We start from the raw sequence: 23,687 nt of genomic DNA, 5'->3' as shown, positions 1-23,687 counted from the left end.
CCGAGGGTTCAAAAATCAACATTTTGCGGTTTTGACTGGCCGACCCTCTGTGGATTGAGGGCGGCCAGATGGTTTTACAGCGGGATGTTGTCGTGTTTTTTCCACGGATTTGTCAGTTTCTTGTTCCGCAGGCTGGCAAAGGCCCGACACACGCGGCGCCGGGTCGAGTGTGGCGAGATCACCTCGTCGATGAAGCCCTTTTCGGCGGCGACGAATGGATTGGCAAAACGGTCCTCGTAATCCTTGGTGCGCGCGGCGATCTTGTCCTTGTCGCCCAACTCGCTGCGATACAGGATCTCGACCGCGCCCTTGGCCCCCATCACCGCGATTTCGGCGGTCGGCCAGGCATAGTTGAAATCACCGCGCAGATGCTTCGAGGCCATCACGTCATAAGCGCCGCCGTAGGCCTTGCGGGTGATCACGGTCACTTTGGGCACCGTGGCCTCGCCATAGGCAAAGAGCAGTTTGGCGCCGTGCTTGATGACGCCGCCAAATTCCTGGCCGGTGCCCGGCAGAAAGCCCGGAACATCCACCAGCGTCAGGATCGGGATTTCGAACGCATCGCAAAAGCGCACGAATTGGGCGGCCTTGCGGCTGCTGTCGATATCGAGACACCCGGCCAGCACCATCGGCTGGTTCGCCACGACGCCAATCGAGCGCCCCTCGAGGCGAATGAACCCGGTGATGATATTCTTGGCAAAATCGGCCTGAATTTCGTAAAAATCACCCTCATCGCCGATCTTGTGGATCAGCTCTTTCATGTCGTAGGGCGTGTTTGCGTTGTCCGGAATCAGCGTGTCGAGGCTCATGTCAATCCGGTTCGGCGCGTCAAAGAAAGGCCGCACCGGCGGCTTTTGGCGGTTGTTCAACGGCAGATAGTCGATCAGGCGGCGCACCTCGATCAGGGCTTCGACGTCATTCTCGAACGCGCCATCGGCAACCGAGGATTTCTTGGTGTGCGTGCTGGCCCCGCCCAATTCCTCGGCGGTGACGATTTCGTTGGTGACGGTTTTCACCACATCCGGGCCGGTCACGAACATATAGGACGAATCGCGCACCATGAAGATGAAGTCGGTCATCGCCGGCGAATACACGGCACCACCGGCGCAAGGCCCCATGATCACGCTGATCTGCGGCACCACGCCCGAGGCCATGATGTTGCGCTGGAACACGTCGGCATAGCCCGCGAGGCTGGCGACGCCCTCCTGGATGCGCGCGCCACCCGAATCGTTGAGGCCAATGACCGGCGCGCCGTTCTGGATCGCCATGTCCATGATCTTGCAGATTTTCTGCGCATGGGTTTCGGACAGCGAGCCGCCGAACACCGTGAAATCCTGGCTGAAAACATAGACCATGCGGCCGTTGACCGTGCCCCAGCCCGTGACCACGCCATCCCCCGCCGGGCGATCCTGCTCCATGCCAAAATCGGTGCAGCGGTGCGCGACAAACATGTCGAACTCTTCAAACGAGTCTTCGTCCAGCAGCAATTCGATACGCTCACGGGCGGTCAGCTTGCCCTTTGCGTGTTGCGCGTCGATGCGACGCTGACCGCCGCCCATGCGGGCGGTTTCGCGCCGGGTTTCCAACTCGCTCTGAATATCCTTCATCGGGGCCCCTCCTCGGATTTGGGCCCAATTTAGGGCCGGAACGCGCCAAGGGGAAGCGAAATAGAGGATATTTGCAAAGCAGTTGTCAGGGCCCCTCTGCTAATTGCAAACCTGCAAAGCTTTCAACGCAATTCCGATCTTCCTCTGCGGCACACTCGGGCCTAAACCCATGGCAAACCACCCGGAGAAACCATGTCCCTGCCTGTCCCTCTGATCACGGTCCTGCTGCTCATTGCCTCCAATGTTTTCATGACCTTCGCGTGGTATGGCCACCTGAATTACCGCAATGCGCCGCTGATGGCGGTGATCATGATCAGCTGGGGCATCGCGTTTTTCGAGTATCTCCTGCAAGTGCCCGCGAATCGCATCGGCCATTCGGTGCTGTCCGCGGCGGAACTGAAAACACTGCAGGAGGTGATCACACTCAGCGTTTTCGCGATTTTCTCGGTGTTCTACCTGCGCGAACCCATCACCTGGAACCACGGGCTTGGGTTTACCTTGATCGCGGTTGGTGCCGGGGTGATTTTCCTGCGACCATTATAAGGCGCAATCTTGCTGGACAGCGAACCGGAGCGTCAATACACTTGTGTAATGAATACCGCCATCCCCCGGTTCCTTGATCGAACCACGCCACCGCATATCCTCACGCTGATCTTGATCGCGGGGGTGGCGGCGCTGTCGATGAATATTTTCGTGCCGTCGCTGCCGAATATGGCCGAGTATTTCCAGGCCGATTATGGCCTGATGCAACTGTCGATTTCGGTCTATCTGGGCTTCAGCGCGTTGCTGCAATTGATCATCGGGCCAATTTCGGACCGCTTTGGCCGTCGGCGCATCTTGTTGATTTCCATGGGAGTCTTTGCCGTTGCCAGCGTTGGCACCTTGCTTGCCCCGAACGCCGAAACCTTCCTCGTTTTCCGCATGCTTCAGGCCTCGATTGCCACGTCGATGACGTTGAGCCGGGCGATTGTGCGCGACATGGTCGACGAAGCACGCGCCGCCTCGATGATCGGCTATATCACGCTGGGCATGTCTGTCGTGCCGATGTTGGGGCCGGTCGTCGGCGGTATGTTGGACGAGTTATACGGCTGGCAGGCCAGCTTCACCGTGCTGCTGGTGCTGGGCTTGTTGGTCACGGCGCTGACCTGGGCGGATTTGGGCGAGACATCGGTCAACCGCCCCACCAGTTTCAAGGCACAGGTGCGCGAATATCCAGAGCTGCTGCTCTCACCCCGGTTTTGGGGCTATGTGCTCAGCTCCGCCTTCGCCTCGGGGGTGTTCTTTGCCTATCTTGGTGGCGCGCCGTTCGTGGGGACCGTGCTCTATGGGTTAACGCCCAGCGAATTGGGTCTGTATTTCGGCGCGGTCGGCATCGGCTATGGCACCGGGAATTTCCTGTCGGGCCGCTACTCCACGCGCATGGGCACGATCCGCATGATCGTCTGGGGCAATGTCACCATGTCGATCGGCCTCGTGGTGCAAATCATCGCCGTTTACACAGGGCTTGGCGGCGCGCTGGGCTTTTTCCTGCCGTTCCTGATCGTCGGCATCGGCAATGGCATGGTGCTGCCGAACTCCAGCGCTGGAATGCTCTCGGTGCGCCGCATCTGGCGGGCACCGCATCCGGGCTTGGCGGCGCGTTCATGATTGGCGGTGGTGCGGCGATCTCCGCCCTCGCCGGGGCCGTCCTGACCGCCGAGACCGGGGCCTGGCCGCTGCTGGGCCTGATGGCGGCGTGCATGGTCGGCTCGATCCTGGCCATCACCATGGTGATCCTGCGCAACCGGACGCTGGGCGTCTGACCACAGGCCTTGGCAAACCGGGTTTGCAAAGCTAGCGTGGCATAGTTGCAAACCCCGGAACGACAATGGCCATTCAAAAACTCTATGCCGGCGCGAAATTGCGGGAAATCCGCACGCGTCTGCAATTGACGCAAAAGGAATTCGCGGCGCGGCTGGGTGTTTCGCTGCCCTATCTGAACCAGATGGAGAACAACAACCGGCCCGTCTCGACGGCGGTGGTTCTGGCGTTGGCGCGCGAATTTGGCACCGATGTGACCGAGCTGTCCACGGGCGACAGCGAGCGCATGGTATCGGACCTGCGCGAGGCCCTGGCCGACCCGGTATTCCCCGCCCCTGCCCCCTCGCCGGCCGACCTGCGGCTGGTGGCATCGAATGCGCCCGGCGTGGCACGGGCCTTGCTGGCCCTGCACCGTGCGTACCGCGAAACGCATGAACGGTTGGCCTCTCTTGATGAAGCATTGGGGCGTGATGATCAGGTGCTGCGCGCCTCACCGTGGGAAGATGTGCGCGACTTCTTCCACTATTGCGACAACTATATCGACGCCGTGGATCGCGCGGCGGAGCATTTTGCCCAAGGCCCCGACAGCATCGACGCCCGGGCCGCATCGGTGCTGGAGCGCCGCGGCATCAGCTTGCAATTTTCCGATAATTCCATGCTGAGGCGCTTTGAGCCGCAGCGTAAAATTCTCACTTTATCGACAAATGCCTCGGCCGCGACACGGCGCTTTCAACTGCTGCATCAGGTGGCGCTGCTGACCCAAAACGACCTGCTCGAGGCGACCCTGGACCTCGCGCGGTTCCAGACATCCGAGGCGCGCGCCATCGCCAAGATCGGCCTGGCCAATTATTTCGCCGGGGCGGCGCTGCTGCCCTATCGCGCGTTCCTGAGCGCCGCGCAGGAAACCCGCCATGATCTGGAAATGCTGTCGGATCGCTTTGGTGCCTCGATCGAGCAAATCGCCCATCGCCTGTCGACCTTGCAGCGGCCCGGCGCGAAGGGCGTGCCCTTTTTCTTTGTGCGCGTGGATCAGGCCGGAACGATCACCAAACGCCACTCGGCGACGCGGTTGCAATTCGCGCGCTATGGGGGCGCGTGCCCGCTGTGGAATGTGCATCAGGCGTTCGAAACACCCGGTCGCTTCCTGCGGCAATTGGCGGAAACGCCGGACGGGGTCCGGTATATCTGCCTTGCGCGGGACGTGTCGAAACGCGGCGGATCGTTTCGCGCGCCGGTCCGGCGGTATGCCATCGGGCTGGGGTGTGAAATCCGCCACGCCGAGGCCTTGACCTACGCCGATGACATGGACCTGACCAACCCACAAGCCTTTGAGCCGATTGGCATATCCTGCCGAATCTGCGCAAGGCCGAACTGCCATCAGCGCTCGGTTCCGCCGCTGGAACAAGGGCTGCGCATTGATCATGACCGGCGCGGCGTCCTGCCCTATTCCATCGACAATCAGAGCCCCTGAGCGACAATTCGGGCCGCCAAGGCGGCCCGAATTCGCGCGTTATTGTGCCTCTTTGAGCATCTTCGCGATCGCATCCTTGGCCGCCATACGCTTCTTGCGAAGCTCAATCTGATGCGCGTCCGACATCGGTTCGACGTCGGTTTCCGCCCGATGGATCTGCCCGTTCAGAATGTGATACTCATCAAAAAGCTTGGCGAAATGCGCGTCCTGTTGCTTGAGCGCCTGCATCTTTTCGACATCAGCCGGGAATTCGTCGGCCAGTTCATGTGGCGTGTGCGACATCTGTTAACTCCATCTTCAGGTTCGATCTTCAGGCTATCAACTGCTCAAGGACGTGCCTTGATCTGAATCAGAGGTCGCGCAAATGATGTAGCCTTTTCAAACTGTCAGCGACAAATCCACGCTGCCGGCACCAAATCACCGGGGCGCCTTGCCCTAACGTTGGCGGGTCTGCCAATGCGGGTTGATCCACGGCTCCTGATTGGAGGCGGGCAAGGGATTGCGGCCCAGGATATGGTCCGCCATCTTCTCGCCGACCATGATCGACGGGCCGTTCAGGTTGCCATTCGTGATGCGCGGAAAGACGGAACTGTCGGCAACCCGCAAGCCCTCGACACCGATCACCCGACCATGCGCATCAACCACCGCCTCGGGATCATCCGCACGCCCCATCCGCGTCGTCCCGCAGGGATGAAAGGCGCTTTCGGCGTGCTCGGTGATGAACGCATCGAGGGCGGCATCGTCTTGCAGGTCCACGCCGGGCTGGATCTCGTGTTTGATGTATTGGGCAATGGCGGGTTGGGCCATGATCTCGCGGGTGAGGCGAATCGCGGCGCGGAATTCGGTCCAGTCGTCGGGATGGGACATGTAGTTGAACTTGATGGCCGGGGCTTCGGCGGGATCGGTCGAGCGCAAGCGCACCGTGCCGCGCGATTTAGAGCGCATCGGGCCGACATGGGCCTGAAACCCGTGCCCCTCGGCGGCGGCCTGCCCGTCATAGCGCACGGCGATGGGCAGAAAATGATATTGCAGATCGGGATAGGGGATGCCGGCCGCCGACCGAATGAAGCCGCAGCTTTCAAATTGATTCGACGCGCCCGGCCCTTTGCCGAACAGAAGCCACATCGCGCCGGTATAGGCTTTGCCCCAGAAGTTCCAATATTTATAAAGGGATATCGGGTCCTTGGTGGCAAATTGCAGATAGAGCTCAAGGTGATCTTGCAGGTTCGCACCCACACCGGGGCGGTCGGCGATCACTTCGATACCATGCTCGGCAAGATGCGCGGCGGGGCCGATGCCCGACAGCAGCAGCAGCTTGGGCGTGTTGATCGACGAGGCGGCGAGGATCACCTCGCGCGTCGCCACCACCCGCTGGCCGTTGGCCAGTTCAACGCCGGTTGCACGCCCATCCTCAAGGATCACCCGCGCCGCCAGCCCGCGTTTCAGCCTCACGCGGCCGGTTTTCAGCGCCGGTTTCAGATAGGCCTTGGCCGCCGACCAACGCTCACCACGATAGATCGTGGCCTCCATCGCGCCAAATCCCTCTTGTTGTTGGCCGTTGTAATCGGGGGTGACGGGGTAACCCGCCTCCTTGCCCGCCGCGATGAAGGCGTCAATCAGCGGGTTTGCGCGCTTGCCACGGCTGATGTGCAACGGGCCGTCGGTGCCGCGCCAATCGGTGCCGGTGCCCGCATCCTCGGCGCCGTGCCATTGCTCCATGCGTTTGAAATACGGCAAAACATCGGCGTAGGACCAGCCATCTGCCCCTTGTTCGGCCCAATGATCATAATCCTGCGCATGACCGCGCACATAGACCATGCCGTTGATGCTGGACGATCCGCCGATCACTTTTCCACGCGGCGTCGCCAGGGTCCGTCCGCCCAAATGAGGCTCGGGTTCCGTGCGCAGCCCCCAATCGTAGCGCGCCATGTTCATCGGGTAGGAGAGCGCGCCGGGCATCTGGATGAAGGGCCCGGCGTCGGTGCCGCCAAATTCGATGACCACCACCGAATGCCCGGCTTCGGCCAGCCGATACGCCACGGCGGAGCCACCAGAGCCCGCGCCAACAATCACATATTCCGCGTTCATGTCAGGACCTCAATAGGGTGCGTCGACGGGGCCGGTGCCCACATAGACCGATTTGACTTGGGTGTAGTATTCCAGCGCGCCGTGACCATTCTCGCGGCCCACGCCCGACAGTTTCGAGCCCCCGAACGGGGCCTCGACCGGGGTGAGGTTATAGGCGTTGATCCAGCAGGTGCCGGCCTGAAACCGGGCGGCGACACGGTGGGCGCGGGCCAGATCAGCGGTGAACACCCCGGCGGCGAGGCCGAAGTCGGTGGCATTGGCGCGGGTGATGGCCTCGGATTCAGTGTCGAAGTCGAGGACCGCCATGACCGGGCCAAAGATTTCCTCGCGGGCGATGGTCATGGTGTCGGTGACATCGGTGAACACCGTGGGCTGCATGTAGTGGCCGGGGCGGTTCAGACGCGCGCCGCCGGTCAGCAGTGTAGCCCCTTCCTTGAGGCCGAGATCAACGTAGCCCATGACCTTGTCGAGGTGCTCGGCGGTGATCAGCGGGCCGAATTGTGTTGCCTCGTCAAGGGGTTCACCGATGATGATCGCCTCGGTCCGGGCTTTGAGGCGCTCCAGGAACCGGGCCTTGATGCCCTTTTGCACGAACACCCGCGTGCCGTTGGAACAGATCTGGCCCGAGGAATAGAAGTTGCCCAGCATCGCCGCGCCGACCGCGTCCTCGAGGCTGGCGTCGTCGAACACGAGGATCGGGGATTTGCCGCCCAGTTCCATGGTGACATGGCGGATGCCATCGGCGGCCGCGGCATAGACCTTGCGACCGGTGGGCACCGAGCCGGTCAGGCTGACTTTGGCGACGCGGCTGTCGGTGATGAGGGAAGCCCCCACCGCGCCGCGCCCCTGAATGACGTTGAACAAGCCTGCCGGCGCGCCCGCGTCGATGAATATCTCGGCCACTTTCAGGGCGCAAAGCGGCGTCACCTCGGAGGGTTTGAACACCATCGCGTTGCCAAAGGCCAAGGCGGGCGCGGCCTTCCAGCAGGCGATCTGCGTGGGGTAATTCCACGCACCGATGCCGACGCAGACGCCCAGGGGTTCGCGCAAGGTGTAGACGAAATCACCGCCGCCGACGGGGACTGTCTGGCCGGTGACGGTTGCGGCGAAACCGGCGAAATATTCCAGCGCATCGGCCCCCGAGGAGGCGTCGGCGACCAGCGTTTCCTGCAACGGTTTGCCGGTATCGAGGGATTCCAGCTCTGACAATTCCCGGTTGCGGGCGCGGATGATCTCGGCGGCTTTATGCAAGACGCGGCCCCGCTCGACGGGGCGCAGCGCAGCCCAGGCGACCTGCGCGCGGGCGGCGGCGGCAAGGGCTTGGTCGATCAGGGCCGGCGTGGCCTCGTGCAGGCGCGCGATCACCTCGCCGGTGGCGGCATAGACGCAGTCGATGGGCGCGCCGGAGGTGTCCTCGACGTAAGCGCCGTCAATGAAATGGCTGGCAACGGGTTGGGCGCGCATCTCAGCACTCCTTCAGGGCAAGGGATAAATAGGCTTCCACCAGCGCCTCGGCAGAGAGCGCATCGGGGGTTTCGGGGCCAAGGGCGGCGTGCAGATAGGCGCCGTCGATCATCGCGGCGATGGTGCGGGCGATGGTCTGGTGCCGACCCTTGGCGATGGGGCGCAAGCCGTGGGTCAGGTTCGAGATCAAGCGCCGTTGGTAGACGCGCAAAAGCCGCCGGGCCTCGGGCTGGGTCTGGGCAAGAACGTAGAAATTCAGCCACGCCGAGATCACCTCGCGGCGGAAATTCGCGCCCGAGAACGACGCCCGGATCACCGCGCGCACCCGCAGTTCGGGCGTCTCGGCGGCGGTCAAGGCGCCGCGCACTTCGGCGCCGAACACGGTCAGGACATGCCGCATCGCCGCCAGAAAAATCGCGTGTTTCGAGCCGAAATAATGATGCGCCAGCGCCGAGGACATGCCCGCGCGCTTGGCGATCCGGCTGACCGTCACCTCAAGGCTGCCCACGTCACCGATTTCGGCGATTGTGGCCTTGATCAGCGAGGCACGTCGTATAGGCTCCATGCCGATCTTGGGCATGTGTGGCTCTCCTTTTGTGGAAGGGGCATGTGGTGCTCACCCGATAAACCAGTTGATTCCCTGCTAGACGATCGTTTATTGACTCGTCAATCAACAAAAAGACCAACAGGAGACGACCATGACCATCAAACGCCTTTCCACCGCCACCGCCGCGCTTGCCCTGACCTGCGCCCCGGCCTTTGCCGATTGCGGCACGGTGCGCTTCTCGGATGTGGGCTGGACCGACATCACCGCCACCACCGCCGTCGCCAGCACCGTCTTGAGCGCGCTTGGCTATCAGACCGAGGTGTTGCTGCTGTCGGTTCCCGTGACTTACACCTCGCTGGCCGAGGGGGATATCGACGTGTTCCTGGGCAACTGGATGCCGACGATGGAGGCCGATATCGCGCCTTATCGCGAGGCGGGCACCGTGGACACCGTGCGCGTGAACCTGACCGGCGCGAAATACACGCTGGCCACCAATGCTGCCGGTGCCGCGCTGGGCATCACCAGCTTTGCCGATATCGCAACCCACCGCGAGGCGCTGGACGGCGAGATTTACGGGATCGAGCCGGGCAATGACGGCAACCGCCTGATTCTGGACATGATCGAGGCCGATGCCTTCGGCATGAGCGGATTCCGGGTTGTCGAAAGCTCTGAGCAGGGCATGTTGGCGCAGGTTCAGCGCTCGGAACGGCGCGAGCAGCCGGTGGTGTTTCTGGGCTGGGCCCCGCACCCGATGAACGCGAATTTCGAGCTGACCTATCTGGATGGTGGCGATGAGTATTTCGGCCCGAATTATGGCGGCGCTGAAGTGCGCACCAACACCCGCGCGGGCTATGTCGAGGAATGCCCGAACGTCGGCGCGTTTCTGACCAATCTCGAATTCAGCCTTGCGATGGAAAACGAGATCATGGGCGCGATCCTGAACGACGGCGTCGCGCCTGATGCGGCCGCGGCGGCCTGGCTGGCGGCCCATCCGGACGTTCTGGGCCCGTGGCTGGACGGCGTCACCACGGCGGGCGGTGAAGACGGTTTGGCGGCTGTCACAGCGGCTTTGAACTGATCACCACCACCCTCCCGCCTCGGGCCGCCCCGCGCGGGCCGAGGCCATAATGACGAGCGGAACACGCATGAGCGATCCCATTCTTGACGCCATCACCGGTGCCAAAATCCCTTTAGGTCGCGTCATTGCCGACCGCTTTGCCTGGGTTGAAGACAACTTCTGGCGCTTCTTCGACTCGCTGGAAACCGGCATCAGCGCGGCGATAGACGGGCTGGCGGCCGCCCTGAGTTTCCCGCATCCACTGGTTCTGATCGCGATTTTTGCGGCCATCACCTGGGCATTGCAACGCCGCTGGGTCTCGGTTGCGATTGTCACGGGCTGCGCCCTGTTCGCGTTGAATCAAGGGTATTGGGATTTGACCATGCAGACCCTGACGCTGGTCCTGGGGGCCTGTTTCGTCTGCATGGCGATCGGCGTGCCGGTGGGGATTTTCGCCGCGCACCATCCCCGGTTCTACCGCATGTTGACGCCGGTTCTCGACCTGATGCAGACCCTGCCAACCTTTGTCTACCTGATCCCGGTGCTGGTGTTGTTCGGGCTCGGCATGGTGCCGGGTCTGGTGGCGACGGTGATCTTTGCCATGCCGGCCGCGATCCGCCTGACCGAACTGGGCATTCGCAGCACGCCCAGCGATCTGACCGAAGCCGCAACCGCCTTTGGCGCAACGAATATGCAGCGCATCTGGAAGGTGGAGCTGCCCTTTGCCTTGCCGCAGATCATGGCCGGGCTGAACCAGACCATCATGCTGTCGCTGTCGATGGTCGTCATCGCCGGGCTGGTCGGTGCGCCGGGCCTTGGGGTGCCGGTGGTGCGGGCGCTCAATTCGGTCAATGCGACGCTGGGCTTTGAATCGGGCGCGGTGATTGTCGCCGTCGCCATCATGCTGGACCGCATGTTGCGCGTGGAGGCCAAGTCATGAGCGATCCAATGGTAGAACTGGAATCCCAGGCATCAGACAGCGTTTCGGATGACGCACCGAAGATTGCGGTGTCGTTCCAGCATGTCTCGATTGTCTTTGGCGACAACCCCTATAAAGCCATTCCGCTGATGGAAACCGGCCAGTCACGCAGCGATATCCAGAAGGAAACCGGGCAGATCCTGGGCGTGCACGATTGCTCGCTGGATGTCGCCGAGGGCGAAATCCTGGTGCTGATGGGGCTGTCCGGCTCGGGCAAATCGACGCTGTTGCGGGCGGTGAACGGGCTGAACCCGGTGGTGCAAGGCGATGTGCTGGTCGATGACGGCTCGCAAATGCTCAGCGTCCCCAAAGCCAGCGGCAAACAATTGCGCCAGCTGCGCATGAACCATGTGGCGATGGTGTTCCAGCAATTCGGCCTGCTGCCCTGGCGTACCGTGCGCGAGAATGTCGGGCTGGGGCTGGAATTGGCAGGCGTCAGTCGCGCCGAGCGCACGCGCCGGGTTGATGAGCAGCTGGAACTGGTCGGTCTGTCACAATGGGCGACGCGCAAGGTCGGAGAATTGTCCGGCGGGATGCAACAGCGTGTGGGCCTGGCCCGGGCCTTTGCCACGAATGCGCCGATCCTGCTGATGGACGAGCCGTTCAGCGCGCTCGACCCGCTGATCCGCACCCGGTTGCAAGACGAGCTGCTGGATCTGCAATCACGCCTGCAACGCACGATCATTTTTGTGAGCCACGATCTGGACGAGGCGTTCAAGATCGGCAACCGGATTGCCATCATGGAAGGCGGGCGCATCATCCAGTGCGGCACCCCGTCCGAGATTTATACCAAGCCCGCCAACGCCTATGTTGCGGATTTCGTGGCGCATATGAACCCCTTGGGCGTGTTGCGGGCGCGTGACGCGATGGTGCCGGCACCGCGGCCCGCACCGACCGGCGTGACGCTGCCAGCGAAAACGCTGCTCAGCGAGGCCATGCAACAACTGGCCGAGGCCAAGGGGCGGCTGATGCTGACCGAGGGCGGGCATGTCGTGGGGATGCTGACCGATGCCTCCGCCGTTGCCGCGCTGACCGCGAAACGCGGGCGTGATGACACGATCGCGGACCCGGGTGAGGCCTGAGAAAGCCGGTGGTAGGGTGTGTGCTTGCACGCACCCTTTGTCGCGTTGGCGGACGGTGCGTGCAAGCACACACCCTACCGCAACGAGGCCAACACCATCGACCAGTGCAGGCGGCCATTCTCGGCCACCGCCACGCCAAATCCGGCATTCCGCGCGCGCGGATCCAGCAAATTGCGCCGGTGCTCCGGCGAGGCCATCCAACCGGCGGTGACAACCGTCGCGCTGTGCTGGCCCTCGGCAAGGTTCTCGGCGGCCATGGCATAGGGATATCCCTCGCGTCGCAACCTGCGGCCAAGCCCCGCGAACCAGCTGCCGCGATGGTTCAGGCGTTGGCGGTCTGCGGTCCGGCACGCTTGCGCTTGCGCCGCTGCCTCGAGTCTTGCATCCCGTGTCAGGGCCGACAGACCGGCCTCGGCACGTTCCACATTGCTCAGCGCCAGCAATTCCGCGCGCAACGCAATCAGGCTGGCGGGCGTTTCACAGGCAATTGCCGGAGCGCCAAGCAGCGCGCCCAGGACCATCAGCGCCCGGATCATTGCAGCACCAGACGTTTCTCGGCGCGTTTCAACTGGTGCTCGCGCAGCGCGATGAACACCACGGCGGACACGATCAGCAGCCCGCCAACCACAACCCAAAAATCGACGCCCTCGCCAAAAACCAGCGCGCCCAGCAGGATCGCCCAGACCAGTTGCAAGGCGCCCACCGGTTGCGTCACCGTGATCGGGGCGGCGGCAAACGCCAATGTCATGCAAAAATGCCCCATCGTCGCCACGCTGGCGATGGCAAACAGCCATCCGATTTCGTACCAGCTGACCGGCTGCCAAACGGCATAGGCAAAGGGCGCAAGCCCGATCGTCACCGTCACCGACAGCATGGTCACGACCATCGTCGGCGACGACGTGGCTGAAACGCGTTTGGCCAGCAGATAGGACACCGCAAACCCCATCGCGGTGAACATCATCGCAAGGTGGCCCGCGTTCAGGTCGCGCAGGCCGGGTCGCAGAATGATCAGTGCGCCGACGATCGCCGCGGCGATGGCCGCGACCCGGCGCAAACGCAGCCGTTCCCCCAGAAACAGCGCCGCACCAATGCTGACATAGATCGGACTCATGTAGCCAATTGCAGAGACCTCGGCCAAGGGAATTCGGGTCATCGCATAGAACCACAGGATCACCGCCCCGGTATGTGCCACGCCGCGCCAGGCAAAGGCGCGCAGCGCCGCGCGGTCCGGCCGCTCATGGCGCACGACATAGAGCATCGGCACCACAAAGATCAGCCCCAGAAAATAGCGCAAGAACGCGGATTGAGCGGCGGGGATCGCTGTCCCCAGATGTTTGACACCCGCCGTCAGCGCGACGAAGCAAAATCCGGCGAGCAGCATCCACATCACCCCGACCAGGGGGCGTTGATCATCGACAACGGGAGAAGTATTTAACGCGTTCATGAATTCAGCAATGCCCAGCCTTGCGCAGCAATGCAAGTCAAAACCGCCTCAATTGCCCCTACAGAGGCCAGATCAGCGGCACGACGGTGGTCACGGTGATGGCCATCAGAATGTTCAGAGGCACACCAACCCGCAGGAAATCGCTGAACCGGTAGCCACCGGGACCATAGACCAGCGTGTTGGTCTGATAGCCGATGGGCGTGGCAAAAGCGGCCGAGGCGGCAAACATCACCGTCACCACCAGAGGCCGCGGATCGACGCCCATGGATTGCGCCAGGCCGATGGCCACCGGGGTCATGATCACCGCCACCGCATTGTTCGAGACCAGTTCCGTCAACGTGCCCGCGATCACATAAACCGCCAGGATCAGTGCCCAGGTCGGCAAGTCTTGCAGCCACGGTGTGACCCAGCCCACCAACATCTCGACCGCACCCGAGGATTGCAGCCCCGCGCCGACGATCAGCATCCCGAAGATCAACGCCATAAGCTGCCCGTCGATGAAGCCAAAGGCCTCATCCGCGTCGATGCAGCGGGTCAGCAGGACCACCACGACACCGATCAGCGCCAACACATGAATCGAGCCCACGCCCAGCGCCGACAGGCCCACGATAGACGCCAGCACCGCGATGACGATGGGGGCGTGGTTGCGGCGATACGCGCGCTCGGAGGGTTGTGACACATCGACCATATCCATGTCGGCGGCCAGACGGCGAATGTCCGCCATCGCCCCCTCGAGCAGCAGCGTATCGCCGACCTGCACCACCAGGTCATCCAGTTTGCGGCCGATATTCTGACTGCGCCGATGCACGGCCAGCGGATAGACACCATAGCGCCGCCGCAGACGCATCTGGCCCAGCGAGCGGCCAATCATCCGGCAGCCCGGCGTGATCAGCACCTCGACGGTCGAGGTCCGCACCGACGAGACTTGCTCGACCCAGCGCACCTCGGGGTTCGACTGCAACCCCAGGATCTCGGACATCTGCGTGCGCAACACCACCCGGTCCCCGGCTTGCAGCACCACGTCGCCCAGCGCCCGGCGCAGCGAGGCATCGCCGCGCAAGACATCGACCACCCGCGCGCCGCTGCGGCGGAATTCATCGACCTCGTTCAATTGCTTGCCGATCAGCCCGGATTCCTCGGGCAGGACGACCTCGGTAAAGAATTTCATCGGCGAGCGGTCGCCCAGAAGCGCCGCCATCGAATCGCGATCCGGCAGCAACCAGCGCCCGATCAACGCCAGATACAGGACGCCCACAACCGAGACCGCAAGCCCGACCAGCGTGATCTCGAAGATGCCGAAGCCCTGCAATCCCGCCGACCGCGCGACACCATCCACCAGCAGGTTGGTCGAGGTCCCCACCAGCGTAATCGTGCCGCCAAAGATCGAGAAATAGCTGAGCGGGATCAACAGCTTGGACGGCGACACCTTCATCGCGCGCGCAAGCTGCATGAAAATCGGGATCATCACCACCACGATGGGCGTGTTGTTGACAAAGGCCGACATGGCCAGAACCGTCAGCGTCAGGGTGATCAACGTGGTCATGGGCCGGGCGCTGGCGTGACTGACCGCCAATTGCGACAGGAAATCCAGCGCGCCGGTCCGCACCAGACCGCCGACGATCAGGAACATGGCAGCGATGGTCCACGGGGCCGGGTTGGCGAAAACCGCCATCGCCGGGGCCTCGGGGACAATGCCCAGCGCCAGCATCAGCGCCGCACCGGACAGCGCCACGACCTCGACCGGGTAGCGTTCGGCAACGAAGGCAATCAACATGCCGGCCACGATCACCATGGCCGCAATTGGCGCCCAGTCTCCCAGCAGATCAAACCCCATCGTCGCCGGTCTCCACTCTGAGTTCATCCAACGGATTGCGGCGCGGTTGCACCAGAAACAGGCCCACGAACAGAACCGCCAGCGCACCCCAAACCCAGTTGGAATAGCGCTCGCCCAGCAAAAGCATCGCCCAGACAACGCCCATTCCGGTGACGATATACGAAACCTGCGCCCCAAAGACAGGGCCTGTGTGACGCAGCAACGCGATATATCCGGCATAGCCGAACACGCTGACCGCGCCCGATCCGGCAATCGCCAGTTCCGGCACGCCAAGGCCATCCTCGGGCCAGTGCAGCGCACCGGTGACAATCGCCAGCGGTAGCGCGATCATCAGGGCCAGCGCCGACCCCATCCACAGCACGACAAATGGCCCCGCCTGACGCGCCGGGGTTTGCGACACATACATCCCCTCAAGCGCATAGAACAAAGGTGCCACCGCGCCCACCAGCACCCAGACCCACAGGCCCGGCGCAGGCAAGCTCGCCTCGGGCGCGGTCAGAAGAATGATGGCCACGCCGCCCAGCAGAACCCCGATCAAGCGCCGTGGCCGGAACCCTTCAAGCCCCAGCACAAGCGACAGCGGCAGCACGAACAGCGGCACCAGCGACATGATGATCGACATGACACCGGCAGGCAGATGCGCGGTCCCGGTCAGCGACGCGAAATGTGGAATCGCCATGCCGATCATCCCGACGACCCCGTAAAGCCGCAGATGCGCCGCATCCAGCGGGATCTGGCGCCAACGCCCCGACAGCCCGAGTATCGCGCCGACCACCACCACCGTCAGACCGAGTTGAACCGCCATGATCCCGGTCGGGACATGCCCGCCTCCGACCGCGATCTTGACCAGAGGCATGCTGCTGCCCCACGCCGTGCCGATCGCAAAAAGCGCGGCATACGCGAGGAACAGCCGTTTCATAGGGCGGGGCCAGAGGGCGACAGCCGCCCCCCATGCCGCACCATCTCAATCCGCAGGGCCTTGCCGGTCTTGTCATCGGTTTCCACATACACGCCCGAGAGCGTCGCCGCGCCCCGCGCCGGCTCGAACCGCGCCTTGGGCATGCCGGTGATGAACCGCCGCAAGGGCTCGTCCTTGTCCATGCCGATCACACTGTCGTAATCGCCACACATGCCGGCGTCGGTCAAATAGGCCGTGCCACCATTCAGGATCATCGAATCCCCGGTTGGCACATGGGTATGCGTGCCCACCACCAGACTGGCGCGGCCATCACACCAATGGCCCAGCGCCATCTTCTCGCTGGTCGCCTCGCAATGCACATCGACAATCGCCGCCTGCACCCGCGCGCCCAGAGGATTGGCGCGCAACACCGGCTCGATCGCGCTGAACGGGTCATCAAACGGGCGTTTCATGAACACTTGCCCCAACACCTGCGCCACCAACACCTTGCGCCCGTCCGCCAGACTGAACACCCGCGCGCCTTGCCCCGGCGCCACCTTGGAGAAATTCAACGGCCGCAGAATACGCGGCTCGCCATCAATATGGCCGATCATGGTCTTCTGGTCGAACGCGTGGTCGCCCAGCGTCACACAATCTGCCCCCGCCGCCAGAATCCCCGCCGCATGCTCCGGCGACAACCCCATACCCGAGGTCGCATTTTCGCCGTTCACCACGACAAAATCCAACCCCCACGCGCGCCGCATGGCCGGCAGGCGATCCGCCACCGCCGCCCGCCCCGAACGCCCCATCACATCGCCTAAAAACAGTAATCGCATCCAACAATCCTTGCCCCGAACACGTCGCCCACCCCACCCCTGATCGACATCATCTTGCCGAAAATACTCTGGGGGGTGAGGCCGCAGGCCGAGGGGGGCAACGCCCCCCTATTCGTTACCGCAAATCGGGCGGTGTCGCTTCTGCCACAAGTTCCGCGATCAACGCCTCCAGTTCCTGCGTCTGCGTGCGGGTATCGCCCAGACGCCGCACCGACACCGAGCGTTCCGCCACTTCGCGCGCCCCCACCGCCAGGATCACCGGCACCTTGGCCAGCGAATGCTCGCGGACCTTGTAGTTGATCTTCTCGTTCCGCAGATCGGCCTCGGCGCGCAGGCCTGCCGCGCGCAGGGCCGACACGACCTCCAGCACATACGCGTCCGCGTCCGAGACGATCGAGGCCACCACCACCTGTTGCGGTGCCAGCCACAGCGGCAGTTTGCCCGCGTGGTTCTCGATCAGGATGCCGATGAAGCGCTCGAAGGATCCCAAGGTCGCGCGATGCAGCATGACGGGCCGATGCTTGGCGCCGTCCGAACCGATGTAAGTCGCATCCAGCCGCTCGGGCAGCACGAAATCGACCTGCAAGGTGCCGCATTGCCAGTCGCGGCCAATCGCGTCGGTCAGCACGAATTCCAGTTTCGGACCATAGAACGCACCCTCGCCGGGGTTCAGCGTAAAATCGCAGCCTGCCGCCTTGGTCGCATTGGCCAGCGCCGATTCCGCGCGGTCCCAGACCTCATCCGACCCGGCGCGCTGTTCCGGCCGGTCCGAGAATTTGATCTTGAAGCTTTCAAACCCAAGGTCAGCATAAACCGTGCGCAGGAAGTCGATGAACTTCTGGCTCTCGGCCTCGATCTGATCTTCGGTGCAGAAGATATGCGCGTCGTCCTGCGTGAATCCACGCACCCGCATGATGCCATGCAACGCGCCCGAGGGCTCATAGCGGTTGCACGAGCCGAATTCAGCCATGCGCAACGGCAGGTCGCGGTAGCTTTTCAGACCGACGTTGTAGATCTGCACATGGCACGGGCAGTTCATCGGCTTGAGCGCGTTGACGGTCTTTTCGCGGGCGTGCTCCTCGTCGACTTCGACGATGAACATATGGTCTTGATAGTTTTCCCAGTGGCCCGATTTTTCCCACAACACGCGGCTGACCACTTGCGGGGTGTTCACCTCGACATAGCCATCGCGGCGCTGCTGGCGGCGCATGTAGTCCTGCAACTGCGTGTAGATCGTCCAGCCATTCGGGTGCCAGAAAATCTGCCCCGGCGCTTCTTCTTGCATGTGGAACAGGTCCATCTCGCGGCCCAGCTTGCGGTGATCGCGCTTGGCGGCTTCCTCCAGCATGTGCAAATGCGCCTTCAGATCCTCGCGATTCTTGAACGCCACGCCGTAGATGCGTTGCAGCATCGCCCGGTTGCTGTCGCCGCGCCAATAGGCCCCGGCGACACTCATCAGCTTGAACGCGTCCGAGGGCACCTGGCCCGTGTGTTGCAGATGTGGCCCCCGGCACAGGTCTTGCCAGTGCCCATGCCAATACATGCGCAGCGGCTCGTCGCCGGGGATCGCATTGATCAGCTCGACCTTGTAGGGCTCGTTATTGGCCTCGTAGAACGCCACGGCCCGCGCGCGGTCCCAGATTTCGGTCGTCACCGGGTCGCGGCGGTGGATGATCTCTTTCATCTTGGCCTCGATCGCGCCCAGATCCTCGGGCGTGAAGGGCTCGGCGCGGTCGAAATCGTAATACCAGCCGTCCTTGATCACCGGGCCGATGGTGACTTTGACGTCAGGCCACAGTTCCTGCACCGCGCGCGCCATGATGTGGGCCAGATCGTGGCGGACCAGTTCCAGCGCCGGACCATCGTCTTTCATCGTGTTGATCGAGATTTGGGCGTCGCCCTTGATCGGCCAGGCCAGATCATAATGCGCACCATTGACCTGCGCCGAGATCGCCGCCTTGGCCAGCGAGGGGGCGATGGATTTGGCGACTTCGGCGGCGGTGACGCCGGGGGCGTAGCTGCGGATATGGCCGTCGGGGAAAGTTAGGGAAATCTGGCTCATCGGCCATACTCCTCGTCGTTTTGGCGCCCACGGAGCGCCCGGTTGCGGGTTATGTCTGGCGCTATGTGCGCCCGCACGCCGGGCTTGTCAATTCCTTGGCGACATGGCCAAATCAACGCGCAAACAGGAGGACACCCCATGCCCCACGCCCCGGAAACCGATTGGTCATGCCTCAAGGCCCATGAATTGCGCGCCTTGGCGGCGCAAAATGCGGTGGTGATTCTGCCGATTGCCTCGATCGAGCAACACGGCCCGCACCTGCCCACGATGACCGACACAAGGCTGGGCTTTGAGGTCAACATCCGCGCCGCGCGCAAGGCCTCTGCGACGCGCCCGGTGGTGGTGGCCCCGGTGGTCTGGTCTGGCCTGTCCGAACATCACATGCCGTTTGGCGGCACGCTGACCCTCAGCCACGCGACGTTCCGCGCGGTGATCCGCGACCTGGTGGACGCGCTGGTCCGGCACGGGTTCCGCGATATCCTGATCTCCAACAGCCACGGCGGCAATCACATCGCCATGCAGCAGATCTGCGATGAACTCGCCCCGACCTCGGCCGCGACGCTGGTCGCCACGACCTATGTCACCGAGGCCGGTGAGTCGTTGTCCAGACATCTCGAGGATCAAGCCGGGGTGATGCACGCCGGCGAGGCCGAAACCTCGATGATGATGGCGATCGAGCCGGATCTGGTGGACACCTCTGAACTGGCGACGATTGCCGACGGCATGGCCGCCAAGCGGTTTCTGGCGGCGGGCAAGGCGTCGTATCGCTGGCGGCCTTTCGCGCATGTCACCGGCAACGGCATGGCCGGAAACCCGGCGCGCGCGACGCCCGCCAAGGGTGAGGCGATGCTGGAAGCCGGGGCCGAGGCGCTGGCGGCGCTGATCCTCGATCCGGAAACCTGGGCCAAACCCGGTGACAAGCGCGGCGCGGGCACCAAGGGGGTGCCCTTCCGCGACGCGTGAACGCGCCGTCAGGCTCTTGCGGGCACTGGCCCACGCAAACGGATCACGCTAGGTTGCGCGCAAACACGCGTCGGGGGCCATATGACCAAGTTTCTCAAGACGGCCGAGGGCCGCAAGATCGCCTATGTGAAAACCGAAGGCGCCGCGCCGGGTGTCGTGTTCCTCGGTGGTTTCAAGTCGGACATGACCGGCACCAAGGCGCAATTCCTCGAGGATTGGGCCAAGCAGCAAGGCCGGGCCTTCTTGCGCTTCGATTATTCGGGCCACGGCCAAAGCTCGGGCGATTTTCTGGACGGGTCGATCGGCGACTGGGCCAAGGATGCGCTTGCCGCGATCACCGCCTTGACCGAGGGACCGCAGATCCTGATCGGCTCCAGCATGGGCGGCTGGATCGCGCTTTTGGTTTGCCGGGCAATCCCCGAACGGGTCGCAGCGCTGATCGGCATTGCCGCCGCGCCCGACTTTACCGAGGACAGCATGTGGGACGGATTCGATGCCGACCAACGCGCCGCCCTGATGGAGGACGGGCAGATCGCGCTGCCCTCGGACTATGACGACGGGCCCTATATCATCACCCGCCGCCTGATCGTCGAGGGTCGCGAGAACCTCGTGCTGCGCGCGCCCCTGCCCCTGCCCTTTCCGGTGCGCCTGCTGCAAGGCTCGGCCGATGTCGATGTGCCGCCCTCGGTCGCGCTGCAACTGTTCGACCACGCCGACAGCCCCGACCTGCGGCTGACGCTGGTCAAGGGCGCGGATCACCGCTTTTCCGAGCCCGAAAACCTTGCCTTGCTGGCGCAAACTCTCGAAACTCTGGAGATCTAGCAATGCGCTTTCTGAAATCCCTCGCCATCGTCGCGGCGGTGTTTTTCCTTGCCGGGGCCGCGCTTTGGGTTCTGTCACCGCGCGAGACATGGCCATCCGCCGCGCAGGTCGGCCCGGTGGACATCGGCACCGATCTTGACGCCTGGCTGGCACAACGCGAAAGCGTGTTCGACGACATCACCGAGGGCGCGGAAAAGCACATCTTCTGGGCAAACGACGCCCATGAACGCACCGAGTTTGCGGTGGTCTATCTGCATGGCTTCTCGGCGACGCGCGCCGAAATCAGCCCGGTGGCCGAACGCATCGCCGAGTCTCTGGGCGCAAACCTCTTTGCGACCCGCTTTGCCGGGCATGGCCGCAGCGGTGACGCGCTGGCCGAAGCCTCGGCGGCCGATTGGGCTTATGATCTGGCCGAAGCGATGGCCATTGCGCGCCGGTTGGGCAACCGCATCATCCTGATCGGCACCTCGACCGGCGGCTCGATCGCCACGCTGGCAGCACTCGACCCCGACTATGCACCCGACATCTGGGCGTTGATCACCATTTCGCCGAATTTCGAAATCAACAGCGATCAGGCCTGGCTGCTCGACTTGCCCTTTGCCCGCGATTGGGTGCCGCGCGTGTCCGGGGAAACCCGCGAATGGACGCCGCACAACGCCGAACAAGCGCGGTTCTGGACCACCCGTTACCCGTCGGTTGCCGTATTCCCCATGCGCACGGTGCAATCCGCCGCCGCCGCCGCCGATTTCGCCACCGCCACCGTGCCGATGTTGGTGTTCTATGCCTCTGGTGATCAGGTCGTCCTGCCAGCCGCCACCGCCCGCGTCATCCAGCAATGGGGATCGCGCGTCGACTCCTATGTGGTCGACGGCGCGGACAACCCCAGCCAACATGTGTTAGCCGGAGACATCCTGTCGCCCTCGACCACCGATTGGGTGGTTGACCGAAGCCTGACGTGGTTGGCCGATCAGTGATGTGACGGCACTGCGTCACACGCGCATGAACAGCGCCCACGGTCCCGCAGCTCGACCGGAGAGAGCACCTGACTTCCAATCGTAAATTCAAGGACCATTTTGGCTTTGAAACCAAGGCGTTTTCCAAGTAGGAAACACTTGCAAACTGCTTTGTAGTCCACTTTGTGGCTCCGTAGCTCAACAGGATAGAGCAAGCGCCTTCTAAGCGCTAGGTTGTGGGTTCGAGCCCTACCGGAGTCGCCAAACTCAATTTTGGGTCAGGACATTTTCCTGTTTCATTCACAAAACATTACGTTGGTCGCGAGGGCGTGTTGGGTTTCACATCACCTCACGCCTGGAAACTCGCGCAAACGGGATAGACACAGAGAGCACCATCAGAGTCGAAACGCGACGATTATTGCGCCCTTGGCCTCAGTCAACGCCGTGGGTCGCGGGTCCGTCGGCCCCGTCTTCAGATCCTCGAGCGTCGTCCGCTTGCGCCACTTCGCGACGGCTCTGGGGTTGATGCCACGCTCCCACTTCAATTGCGGGCCCGAAACTGGCGATCTCTGGAGTGATGCTCCGGCGGTGTGGCGTCCCTCGCAGGGAATGTCGCCATCAACTGCCGGGTGACGGTACGCGGCGCTCCTGTGACGAACTTGCCCCAGAATGCTTCCTTCCATTCCGGCGAAAGAAGCGCGCCGTCAAACCACGGGATCAAACACCTGGCTGGGGCTGCAATCCGCATGCGTGACCAACCGTCATTGTCGATAATCTTCGGAAATCGCGCAAGAAACACCGATCGACCGCGCGGCGTCTATTCCATGCTCGGGAAATACTCCGCCGGAGACAGCTGGATCGCCGCCAACCCCTCGGATTGTGGCGTCAACAGCACGATTTGCGGCCCCTCGCGCCCGCCGGAGGTTGCCTGCGTGAACCCGCGCGCCGCCATGTCGATCACCCCGCGCCCCTGCGCCACCGGATCATCAAACGCCGCGGCCTCGATCCCGCCATTCATCAGCCCGCGCAAGACCGTATGGCTGATATAGGTCGACAGCAAGCGCGGCGCATTGGCGCGCGGCAGGGTGGCAAAAACCCCGATCGCCGCCTCGACCGCCGGGGCGCTGCCAATCAGATAGTCAACGTCTGGAAATTGCTCCAACGCGGTTTCCACCAGCGCCAGTTGTTGGCGCAACCCGGTGTCCGCCCCGAACACCGCGACAATGGTGACCGCACTGCCCGCAAGCCCCGCGCGAAACCCGCCTTCCAGTTGCGCGGTCCATCCGGCCCCCGCCGGGCCAGAAATCAGCACCGCCGTTTGCGGTGCCGAACCCGCCGGATGCAGGCGGGCCAGATACCGACCCACCGTGCCGCCCATCTCGGCCCAATCCACCCCGACCCAGCCGCGCAAACCCTCGGCGCGCAGTGCATTGACAACCCCATAAACAGGCACCTGCCGCGCGACCTGCCCGATGGCCTCCAGAAGGTCCGGGTGATCCGAGGTCACCGCCGCGATCACGATGGCATCCGCCCCGCCCTGCACGCATTGCGACAACTGCGCGATCTGCTGGGCGCGCCCGCCATAGCCCCCTGCCTCGAACAGCTCCAGCGCAAACCCCTGCCGCGCCGCCTCCTGCTCCAGACCATAGCCGACGCTGAGCCAGTATTCATCCTTGAAATGCGGCACCAGCGCGCAGATCAGCCGCTCGGAACCGGCGGCAATCGACGGGGTGACCACCACCAGCCACAGCGCGAACGCCACGATTGAACCGGGCCCTCC

20 protein-coding genes, 1 tRNA gene and 1 pseudogene are annotated in these 23,687 nt (G+C 63.3%); 10 read left to right on the top strand and 12 right to left on the bottom strand.

Going from position 1 to position 23,687, the window contains the following annotated elements:
• Positions 1–74 precede the first annotated feature (74 nt).
• Complete coding sequence (locus VDQ28_RS12105) at positions 75–1,607, bottom strand: acyl-CoA carboxylase subunit beta (protein ID WP_323036177.1); 1,533 nt, start codon at positions 1,605–1,607, stop codon at positions 75–77.
• Between the two features lie 192 nt (positions 1,608–1,799).
• Here VDQ28_RS12105 and VDQ28_RS12100 point away from each other — a divergent pair, with 192 nt between their 5' ends.
• The 3 genes and pseudogenes from VDQ28_RS12100 (at position 1,800) to VDQ28_RS12090 (ending at position 4,878) form a co-directional block, all read left to right on the top strand.
• The gene (locus VDQ28_RS12100) at positions 1,800–2,150 is read left to right on the top strand and encodes a DMT family protein (protein WP_323036176.1); all 351 of its coding nucleotides are present in this window, start codon (positions 1,800–1,802) and stop codon (positions 2,148–2,150) included.
• 48 nt (positions 2,151–2,198) lie between these two features.
• Positions 2,199–3,409, top strand: a pseudogene (locus tag VDQ28_RS12095) (multidrug effflux MFS transporter).
• 65 nt (positions 3,410–3,474) lie between these two features.
• Positions 3,475–4,878, top strand: coding sequence for a helix-turn-helix domain-containing protein (locus VDQ28_RS12090; RefSeq protein WP_323036175.1), 1,404 nt, complete (start codon positions 3,475–3,477; stop codon positions 4,876–4,878).
• A 39-nt stretch (positions 4,879–4,917) separates the two neighbouring features.
• Here the strand turns inward: VDQ28_RS12090 and VDQ28_RS12085 are convergent, their stop codons facing one another.
• The 4 genes from VDQ28_RS12085 to betI all read right to left on the bottom strand — a co-directional run bounded on the left by VDQ28_RS12085 (position 4,918) and on the right by betI (position 9,010).
• Positions 4,918–5,160 carry a YdcH family protein gene (locus VDQ28_RS12085; protein ID WP_323036174.1) on the bottom strand — a complete coding sequence of 81 codons (243 nt, stop codon included), beginning with the start codon at positions 5,158–5,160 and terminating at the stop codon, positions 4,918–4,920.
• 153 nt (positions 5,161–5,313) lie between these two features.
• Positions 5,314–6,966: a choline dehydrogenase gene (betA, locus tag VDQ28_RS12080; RefSeq protein ID WP_323036173.1), complete on the bottom strand. Its 1,653-nt coding sequence runs from the start codon at positions 6,964–6,966 to the stop codon at positions 5,314–5,316.
• Positions 6,967–6,975: 9 nt separating this feature from the next.
• Positions 6,976–8,430 carry a betaine-aldehyde dehydrogenase gene (gene betB / locus VDQ28_RS12075; protein WP_323036172.1) on the bottom strand — a complete coding sequence of 485 codons (1,455 nt, stop codon included), beginning with the start codon at positions 8,428–8,430 and terminating at the stop codon, positions 6,976–6,978.
• Position 8,431: 1 nt separating this feature from the next.
• The gene (betI, locus tag VDQ28_RS12070; RefSeq protein ID WP_323036171.1) at positions 8,432–9,010 is read right to left on the bottom strand and encodes a choline-responsive transcriptional repressor BetI; all 579 of its coding nucleotides are present in this window, start codon (positions 9,008–9,010) and stop codon (positions 8,432–8,434) included.
• Between the two features lie 118 nt (positions 9,011–9,128).
• Here betI and choX point away from each other — a divergent pair, with 118 nt between their 5' ends.
• The 3 genes from choX (at position 9,129) to choV (ending at position 12,095) form a co-directional block, all read left to right on the top strand.
• Positions 9,129–10,055, top strand: a complete 927-nt coding sequence (gene choX / locus VDQ28_RS12065; protein ID WP_323036170.1) for a choline ABC transporter substrate-binding protein — start codon at positions 9,129–9,131, stop codon at positions 10,053–10,055.
• 67 nt (positions 10,056–10,122) lie between these two features.
• The gene (gene choW, locus VDQ28_RS12060; protein WP_323036169.1) at positions 10,123–10,974 is read left to right on the top strand and encodes a choline ABC transporter permease subunit; all 852 of its coding nucleotides are present in this window, start codon (positions 10,123–10,125) and stop codon (positions 10,972–10,974) included.
• Positions 10,975–10,982: 8 nt separating this feature from the next.
• On the top strand, positions 10,983–12,095 hold the full coding sequence (choV, locus tag VDQ28_RS12055) for a choline ABC transporter ATP-binding protein (RefSeq protein ID WP_323038117.1): 1,113 nt from the start codon (positions 10,983–10,985) through the stop codon (positions 12,093–12,095).
• A 74-nt stretch (positions 12,096–12,169) separates the two neighbouring features.
• Here the strand turns inward: choV and VDQ28_RS12050 are convergent, their stop codons facing one another.
• The 6 genes from VDQ28_RS12050 to thrS form a co-directional block, all read right to left on the bottom strand.
• The gene (locus VDQ28_RS12050; RefSeq protein ID WP_323036168.1) at positions 12,170–12,631 is read right to left on the bottom strand and encodes a CAP domain-containing protein; all 462 of its coding nucleotides are present in this window, start codon (positions 12,629–12,631) and stop codon (positions 12,170–12,172) included.
• Entirely contained in the window at positions 12,628–13,539 is a 912-nt protein-coding gene (locus VDQ28_RS12045) for a DMT family transporter (protein ID WP_323036167.1), read from the bottom strand. The genes VDQ28_RS12050 and VDQ28_RS12045 overlap by 4 nt, the downstream gene beginning before the upstream one ends.
• A 58-nt stretch (positions 13,540–13,597) precedes the next feature.
• The gene (locus VDQ28_RS12040) at positions 13,598–15,373 is read right to left on the bottom strand and encodes an SLC13 family permease (protein ID WP_323036166.1); all 1,776 of its coding nucleotides are present in this window, start codon (positions 15,371–15,373) and stop codon (positions 13,598–13,600) included.
• Positions 15,363–16,292 (bottom strand): DMT family transporter, encoded by a 930-nt coding sequence (locus tag VDQ28_RS12035; protein WP_323036165.1) that lies wholly within the window; start codon positions 16,290–16,292, stop codon positions 15,363–15,365. The genes VDQ28_RS12040 and VDQ28_RS12035 overlap by 11 nt, the downstream gene beginning before the upstream one ends.
• Positions 16,289–17,107 carry a TIGR00282 family metallophosphoesterase gene (locus tag VDQ28_RS12030; RefSeq protein ID WP_323036164.1) on the bottom strand — a complete coding sequence of 273 codons (819 nt, stop codon included), beginning with the start codon at positions 17,105–17,107 and terminating at the stop codon, positions 16,289–16,291. Before VDQ28_RS12030 ends, VDQ28_RS12035 begins: the two co-directional genes overlap by 4 nt.
• Before the next feature lie 115 nt (positions 17,108–17,222).
• Positions 17,223–19,169, bottom strand: coding sequence for a threonine--tRNA ligase (gene thrS, locus VDQ28_RS12025; protein ID WP_323036163.1), 1,947 nt, complete (start codon positions 19,167–19,169; stop codon positions 17,223–17,225).
• A 138-nt stretch (positions 19,170–19,307) separates the two neighbouring features.
• Between thrS and VDQ28_RS12020 the strand changes: the two genes are divergently transcribed.
• The 4 genes from VDQ28_RS12020 to VDQ28_RS12005 all read left to right on the top strand — a co-directional run bounded on the left by VDQ28_RS12020 (position 19,308) and on the right by VDQ28_RS12005 (position 22,171).
• Positions 19,308–20,132, top strand: a complete 825-nt coding sequence (locus tag VDQ28_RS12020; RefSeq protein ID WP_323036162.1) for a creatininase family protein — start codon at positions 19,308–19,310, stop codon at positions 20,130–20,132.
• 81 nt (positions 20,133–20,213) lie between these two features.
• A complete protein-coding gene (locus VDQ28_RS12015) occupies positions 20,214–20,954 on the top strand; it encodes an alpha/beta hydrolase (RefSeq protein WP_323036161.1) in 741 nt (246 codons plus the stop codon).
• Positions 20,955–20,956: 2 nt separating this feature from the next.
• On the top strand, positions 20,957–21,928 hold the full coding sequence (locus tag VDQ28_RS12010; protein ID WP_323036160.1) for an alpha/beta hydrolase: 972 nt from the start codon (positions 20,957–20,959) through the stop codon (positions 21,926–21,928).
• A 166-nt stretch (positions 21,929–22,094) separates the two neighbouring features.
• Positions 22,095–22,171 (top strand) — tRNA-Arg (locus VDQ28_RS12005).
• Between the two features lie 553 nt (positions 22,172–22,724).
• On the opposite strand, the gene torT is transcribed toward VDQ28_RS12005, so the two are convergent.
• Positions 22,725–23,669: a TMAO reductase system periplasmic protein TorT gene (gene torT / locus VDQ28_RS11995; RefSeq protein ID WP_323036159.1), complete on the bottom strand. Its 945-nt coding sequence runs from the start codon at positions 23,667–23,669 to the stop codon at positions 22,725–22,727.
• Between the last annotated feature and the right edge of the window lie 18 nt (positions 23,670–23,687).

This window comes from Pararhodobacter sp., assembly GCF_034676545.1.
Taxonomy (GTDB): Bacteria; Pseudomonadota; Alphaproteobacteria; order Rhodobacterales; family Rhodobacteraceae; genus Pararhodobacter.
This window is presented reverse-complemented; position numbering and strand designations above follow the sequence as displayed.

Coding starts and splice junctions, on each gene's coding strand:
- VDQ28_RS12105 (WP_323036177.1), bottom strand. CDS start 1,607: ATGAAGGATATTCAGAGCGAGTTGGAAACCCGGCGCGAAACCGCCCGC.
- VDQ28_RS12100 (WP_323036176.1), top strand. CDS start 1,800: ATGTCCCTGCCTGTCCCTCTGATCACGGTCCTGCTGCTCATTGCCTCC.
- VDQ28_RS12090 (WP_323036175.1), top strand. CDS start 3,475: ATGGCCATTCAAAAACTCTATGCCGGCGCGAAATTGCGGGAAATCCGC.
- VDQ28_RS12085 (WP_323036174.1), bottom strand. CDS start 5,160: ATGTCGCACACGCCACATGAACTGGCCGACGAATTCCCGGCTGATGTC.
- betA (WP_323036173.1), bottom strand. CDS start 6,966: ATGAACGCGGAATATGTGATTGTTGGCGCGGGCTCTGGTGGCTCCGCC.
- betB (WP_323036172.1), bottom strand. CDS start 8,430: ATGCGCGCCCAACCCGTTGCCAGCCATTTCATTGACGGCGCTTACGTC.
- betI (WP_323036171.1), bottom strand. CDS start 9,010: ATGCCCAAGATCGGCATGGAGCCTATACGACGTGCCTCGCTGATCAAG.
- choX (WP_323036170.1), top strand. CDS start 9,129: ATGACCATCAAACGCCTTTCCACCGCCACCGCCGCGCTTGCCCTGACC.
- choW (WP_323036169.1), top strand. CDS start 10,123: ATGAGCGATCCCATTCTTGACGCCATCACCGGTGCCAAAATCCCTTTA.
- choV (WP_323038117.1), top strand. CDS start 10,983: ATGGTAGAACTGGAATCCCAGGCATCAGACAGCGTTTCGGATGACGCA.
- VDQ28_RS12050 (WP_323036168.1), bottom strand. CDS start 12,631: ATGATCCGGGCGCTGATGGTCCTGGGCGCGCTGCTTGGCGCTCCGGCA.
- VDQ28_RS12045 (WP_323036167.1), bottom strand. CDS start 13,539: ATGAACGCGTTAAATACTTCTCCCGTTGTCGATGATCAACGCCCCCTG.
- VDQ28_RS12040 (WP_323036166.1), bottom strand. CDS start 15,373: ATGGGGTTTGATCTGCTGGGAGACTGGGCGCCAATTGCGGCCATGGTG.
- VDQ28_RS12035 (WP_323036165.1), bottom strand. CDS start 16,292: ATGAAACGGCTGTTCCTCGCGTATGCCGCGCTTTTTGCGATCGGCACG.
- VDQ28_RS12030 (WP_323036164.1), bottom strand. CDS start 17,107: ATGCGATTACTGTTTTTAGGCGATGTGATGGGGCGTTCGGGGCGGGCG.
- thrS (WP_323036163.1), bottom strand. CDS start 19,169: ATGAGCCAGATTTCCCTAACTTTCCCCGACGGCCATATCCGCAGCTAC.
- VDQ28_RS12020 (WP_323036162.1), top strand. CDS start 19,308: ATGCCCCACGCCCCGGAAACCGATTGGTCATGCCTCAAGGCCCATGAA.
- VDQ28_RS12015 (WP_323036161.1), top strand. CDS start 20,214: ATGACCAAGTTTCTCAAGACGGCCGAGGGCCGCAAGATCGCCTATGTG.
- VDQ28_RS12010 (WP_323036160.1), top strand. CDS start 20,957: ATGCGCTTTCTGAAATCCCTCGCCATCGTCGCGGCGGTGTTTTTCCTT.